The 5597-nt window shown below is 51.7% G+C and carries 6 protein-coding genes; all 6 read left to right on the top strand.

Going from position 1 to position 5597, the window contains the following annotated elements:
• The first annotated feature begins 25 nt into the window (after positions 1 to 25).
• Positions 26 to 955, top strand: coding sequence for a hypothetical protein (locus GF404_09990; GenBank protein MBD3382513.1), 930 nt, complete (start codon positions 26 to 28; stop codon positions 953 to 955).
• Positions 927 to 2480 carry a hypothetical protein gene (locus GF404_09985; GenBank protein ID MBD3382512.1) on the top strand — a complete coding sequence of 518 codons (1554 nt, stop codon included), beginning with the start codon at positions 927 to 929 and terminating at the stop codon, positions 2478 to 2480. Before GF404_09990 ends, GF404_09985 begins: the two co-directional genes overlap by 29 nt.
• Entirely contained in the window at positions 2480 to 3688 is a 1209-nt protein-coding gene (locus GF404_09980) for an exodeoxyribonuclease VII large subunit (GenBank protein ID MBD3382511.1), read from the top strand. Before GF404_09985 ends, GF404_09980 begins: the two co-directional genes overlap by 1 nt.
• Positions 3689 to 3745: 57 nt before the next feature.
• Entirely contained in the window at positions 3746 to 4024 is a 279-nt protein-coding gene (gene xseB, locus GF404_09975; GenBank protein MBD3382510.1) for an exodeoxyribonuclease VII small subunit, read from the top strand.
• A complete protein-coding gene (locus GF404_09970) occupies positions 4014 to 4910 on the top strand; it encodes a hypothetical protein (protein ID MBD3382509.1) in 897 nt (298 codons plus the stop codon). Before xseB ends, GF404_09970 begins: the two co-directional genes overlap by 11 nt.
• Positions 4911 to 4973: 63 nt before the next feature.
• A partial coding sequence (locus GF404_09965) for an NAD(+) kinase (protein MBD3382508.1) occupies positions 4974 to 5597 on the top strand: 624 nt, incomplete at its 3' end.

Genomic DNA, 5597 nt, shown 5'->3' with positions numbered 1-5597 from the left:
GCTCAAGCTGGCGGCTTATATCATCATGGGACGGCGCAACAACGCCACCAACCTGATGACTTTGATTCAAAACGGTCTTGTAAAGTACGACAAGGCCTTCATCGAGTTCGAACCGCCCAAGGCGGTGCACCTGGTGTCTCGTTATCTGACCCAGAAAGAATTCAAGAAGGTGGTCATCAAGACCATGAAGATCAAGAAGAAAAAAGAAAAGCAGAAGATCCGCCTGAAGATAACCTCGCGGTTTTATAAAGACCTGCGTCACCAGGGAGCCACTGAGTCGGCCGTCGATTACAAGAATTACATCCGGCGTGAGATCAATAAGTACGGTAACAAGATCGAAGAACCGCTGGGGCAGGTGATAGTCAACAATGTCAAGCGGTACGTGCGCGAGGGGGCGGTCATAATCGATCACCACAACCATGAACCGGCCAATATTAAGATCGCGCCCAATAAACATGAGAGTTACGTGGCAGGTACTCATGCGATCGGGTTGTGCAACGGGCTGGTCTATCTCGATATCACGCTGACCGATGTGCACAGTATGGATTACGCTCACCTGCTGTCTCACGAGATCGGCCATACCCTGCTTCTGATGCACTGGGAAAACACGGCTGCGCAGAATGTCACTGATCCGGCCAAGTATGAAAACAAAGAGTATTACCGGGCCAACAAGAAAGACCATGACCACAACGACATGAACTGCATCATGAGCTACCCGATCGATTTCAACCAGTTTCCCAGCCCGCCCGCCAATACTCATCTGGCGCGCGGTGGAACGAATCATCATATTCAGAGTAAAGCCGATTATCTCAAGTTCATCAAAATAGCAGTACAGAATCAACCACCGCATTTCAGGAATCATCAGCTGGCCGCGAACTACCGGCCCGATTTCTGTGGAAAATGCCTGCTTAAACTGCGGGGGTGGGATGTTACTAAGTTGCCTGAAAAGTATTAGCCTGGGATTGCTTCTGGCGATCCTGTTTTGCGGGGAGTCGAATATGGCGCTCAAACTGGAAATCGAAATCGCAGATAAAAGCTACTATCCGGGGCAGTCGATCCCGGTCAGTCTGCGATTGATCAACGATTCCGGCAAGAGCCGGGTCGTTCCCGCTTTCACTTACAACAGCGACCTGACGGAAGTTATGGTATACAATTCCGAGCGGGAGGAAGTCCTGCGTGCCAATGACCTGGTCCAGCAGGAGAGGCTGGATTTTTTCCCGGTTGAATTGATCGATGCGCCCGATGACAGCCTGGGTCCCAATGACAGCCGGGAATTCAACTTCGACCTGGTTCGTTATGGCCGACTGCTCGAACCCGGAAAATATATTGTCCAGGGCAGTTATCGCTTTTATGATCAGACATTGATTACCGCAGAGATCGAAATCGAGATCCGGGCCGGAAACGCGTCAGGTCTGCAGTGCACCTGGCAGTACCGGATGGGCGACAAGGATTTCTGTCATCTGATCTACCGTGAACGGGAAGACTACTTGCATCTAGCCGGTTACGATCACAATCCCGCTGTGAATCGATACAACAGGGTAGTCGACGGTCTGTCTCCCGAACTCGAATATCATACAGCCAGGTCTGCCTGCGACGAGGAAGAGGATTTTAAAATCTGGATGCCGGCTCGAACTGATGATAAACTGATCGGTTCAGCGATTTCCGGTGGCGAGGTCGTGGCCGAACTGGAGGAGATCAGGCTGAACGGCGAGCCTCTGTTTGATCATGCGCTGGGTACCACCCTGGGAGGATTGATTGTCCCGGAGGTGGAGACGCTCAAAACCAAGACCAAAATACGACTGCACCTGTTCGATTCAGACGGTAAGAAGACAGCTGAAAACATCTTCGATGCCCAGACTGATTTGAAGCTGTTCGATAGTTTTATGTACACGGTCTATGACGATCTCGAGGAAAGTGATGAGTCCGAAGAAAGCGAAGACTTAGAAGATTACAAGCTGCAATATATGCTTATATACGGACACCCGGTCGGTAAGGGCTACGGTCTCTACCTGGCGACTTTTTCCGAGCAGGATATGTCCGACCTGACGACCCGCAAGCTCTACCAGTCAACGCGGGAATTTCTCGATGTTCGTCTTCCCGACGGATTGGATGTTCCCGGCCTGTGTTACGCGGTGTCATTTAAGGAGGATTCAAAGGAGCTCTGGATTTATGATATCGAACTGGATCCCCAGGCCAAAAATTACGTCCCGCCCAAAAGAGTGCTCAAATCCGACGGCGATCTGGCTTTTCACAGCCTGCTGGTTACAGAGAGAAATACGGTTTATCTCATGTTCGTAGAGGTCGGTCATAAACTGTTGCTCTATGATTACCGCGAGGAGCGCTTTTATTTCATAACCGAAGATAAATTCACTGATCCATATATACTGGCAAGTCCCGCAGGTGATATCTTCGTGGCTTATATCGACCATAAAAGACTAGTCCGCTTCGATCGGATGATTGCGGTCGAAAGGGGCAGGTAGTGGCCGAAGAGGTACTGACTGTCGGGCAGTTGACCGAACTGATTAAATCTGAATTAGAGGAAAAATTCCCGGCCGTATGGGTTTCCGGTGAGATATCGAACTACCTCCATCACTCCTCGGGCCATCGCTATTTTACGCTGAAGGACAGTGACGCTCAAATCAAGTGCGTGCTCTGGAAATTTACCGGAAGGTACCTCTCTTTCGAGCCTGAGAATGGCATGAAGGTCCGTATCTTCGGAGATATCACCGTCTATCCGCGGGGTGGCAACTACCAGCTCCGGGTCAACCGCATCATGCCGGCTGGGATCGGCGATCTCGAGGCAGAGTTTCAACGTCTCAAAAAACAGCTTTATCGCGAAGGGCTCTTTGATGAAGAACACAAACAACCACTGCCCGATTTTCCAGCCCGGATTGGAATCGTAACTTCACCTACCGGGGCGGCGATCCGCGATATGATCAATATCCTTCGTCGCCGTGCGCCCGCAGTAGAGATCATCCTTGCGCCGGTACATGTCCAGGGGGAGGGTGCGTCCGAAGAAATCGCACAGGCGATCCGCAGGTTCAACCGTTATGGCCAGGTCGATTTGATCATTACCGGGCGGGGAGGCGGTTCGCTGGAAGACCTGTGGGCCTTCAATGAAGAGGTGGTGGCCAGGGCGATCTTCGAATCGGAACTGCCGGTTATCTCGGCGGTGGGGCACCAGGTGGATTTCACGATTTCAGATTTCGTAGCCGACCTGCACGCGCCGACACCCTCGGCGGCGGCGGAACTGGCGGTACCCGATGTGGTCGAACTCCAGCTCGGACTCAGGAAATACAAGACAAAGCTCTCACGCGCTGTTTTAGCATACATCGAACTGGCCCGCCAGAAACTGTCCGGTCTCAGGCGCAGTCCGGTCTTCAGGCGTCCGCTCGAGTTCATCTACCGTCGTCAGCAGGAACTCGATGATCTCAGGCTTCAGCTTTTTAAACAGTCCGGAAGTTATCTGCGTGAACGCAGAAATGAACTCAACAACCTGCATGACAGGTTGATCGCGCTCTCGCCCGAAGGTGTCCTCAAGCGCGGTTTCGCTGTGGTCAGAAAATCCGACGACAACTTGATCCTGAGAGACAGCGATCAGGTTGGTATAAAAGAGGCAATCAGTGTCAAGCTCTATCGCGGAAGCCTGAAAGCGCGGGTTAGCAAAGTGATTTCAGAAAGCGATTGACATTAACACGCCTGGCGCCTAATATGCTGGTTTAATAGTTATCTGACAGGTCCGGTCATGTATGACGAGGTTGAGCGGGTAGATATGCAAGACAAACAAAACGGTAGGGAACTGGATTTTAAAGCCGGGCTGGCTCGATTGGAAGAAATCGTGGAAAGCCTCGAGAGCGGAGAAGCCGACCTCGAAGACGCGCTCAAATACTTCGATGAAGGTATCCGCCTTTCGGAAAGATTGTCCGGGAAACTGGCCCGGGCTGAAAAGAAGATTCACAAACTGGTGGAAGAAGCCGACGGCAGTCTGAAAACAGAGATTATGGAAGAAGAAGATGTCGACTGATCAGGATCGAGCCCTGGATAAAGCCTACTGGGAAAAAGATTTTAACGATAAACGCCGTGAGATTGACAGCTGTCTGGACCGTCTTTTACCATCTGCCGACGCGGTCCCGCAGGTACTGCATGAGGCCATGCGTTACAGTGTCATGGCCGGGGGCAAGCGTCTGCGACCGGTCCTGGCGGTATATACTTACACCATGACCGGCAAGAACATAGAAGGTGTAATCCGTCCGGCCTGCGCTCTGGAATATATTCATACTTATTCATTGATCCATGATGATTTGCCCTGTATGGATGACGATGATCTTCGCCGGGGTCAGCCGACCTTGCATAAAAAATTCGGGGAGGCGATCGCTGTTCTGGCGGGCGATGCTTTGCACGCCTATGCTTTTGAGCTTCTGGCGAAAAGCAACAATTCCGGCCTGGTGGGCGAGGTGGCTCATGCGATCGGTACCGGCGGTATGCTGGGCGGGCAGGTCTGCGATATCCTGGCGGAAAACAAGGATGTCCGCCTCGAAGATGTCGAGCATATTCATCGCAACAAAACCGGTGCCCTGATTGCCGTGTCGTTACGGGTGGGCGCGCTTCTGGCCGAGTATCCCGATAAGGACCTTGACATAATCACTTCCTTCGGTGAAAAAATCGGCCTGGCGTTTCAGATTATAGATGATGTTCTCGACTGTATCGGCGACGAGGAGCTTTTGGGCAAGACGGTCGGCAAGGATGATTTCATCGGCAAGGCGACATACCCCCGGGTGGTCGGCCTGAATGAATCACGGCGGATCGCGCGTGAATTGATTTCATCCGCAGTCATGGATCTCGAACGGCTCAGTTATCCCAGCGAACCGTTACGATACCTGGCGGAGCTGATTTTATCCCGTCAGAATTGAAAGCGGGATTAGAATTAAAATATTATGATCGCCATTGGTAGTTGCGCGATACAATAAAATTCTATGAAACTCGGAATAATCGCAAATATCAATCGTCCCAACGCCCGCAGTGTAGTTGAACGTGTGGTCAGCTGGTGTCGGGACAATTCCAAAGATTTTTGTCTGTCGGATAAGCTCAGAGATATCCTGCCGTCCGAACTGCCCTTTTCATCGGAAGAAGACCTGGTCAAAAATTGTGATTTTATGATGGCCATGGGTGGCGACGGCACCATGCTGGCGGTCTCCCGGCTGGTGGGGAAAAGCGAGGTGCCGATATTCGGTGTCAATATCGGCAGTTTAGGCTTTTTAACCGAGCAGACTCCCGATGATCTCGAGGATGGTCTGGAAAAACTGTACAATGAGCAATTCAATGTTGAAAAGAGGATTGTGCTCAAGGCGGAGGTTGAAGGGAGCGGGCAGTCATTTTACGCCTTAAACGACTTTGTGATTGACAAGGGCAATATCTCGCGCATGATCTCGCTTTCGCTTTCCGCCAACGGGGATTACATCTGTTCATACAATGCCGATGGTCTGATTGTCTCGAGCCCGACCGGTTCGACCGCTTACTCTCTGGCGGTGGGCGGACCGATTTTGAATCCGCTCATGAAGGCCATGATCGCGTCGCCGATCGCGCCTCATTCTCTAGCG

The sequence above is a fragment of the Candidatus Zixiibacteriota bacterium genome (assembly GCA_014728145.1).
GTDB lineage: Bacteria > Zixibacteria > MSB-5A5 > JAABVY01 > JAABVY01 > WJMC01.
This window is presented reverse-complemented; position numbering and strand designations above follow the sequence as displayed.

What these genes read in the sequence shown, in the direction of transcription:
- GF404_09990 (MBD3382513.1), top strand. Translation starts at nt 26, where the DNA reads ATGGGACGGCGCAACAACGCCACCAACCTGATGACTTTGATTCAAAAC.
- GF404_09985 (MBD3382512.1), top strand. Translation starts at nt 927, where the DNA reads ATGTTACTAAGTTGCCTGAAAAGTATTAGCCTGGGATTGCTTCTGGCG.
- xseB (MBD3382510.1), top strand. Translation starts at nt 3,746, where the DNA reads ATGTATGACGAGGTTGAGCGGGTAGATATGCAAGACAAACAAAACGGT.
- GF404_09970 (MBD3382509.1), top strand. Translation starts at nt 4,014, where the DNA reads ATGTCGACTGATCAGGATCGAGCCCTGGATAAAGCCTACTGGGAAAAA.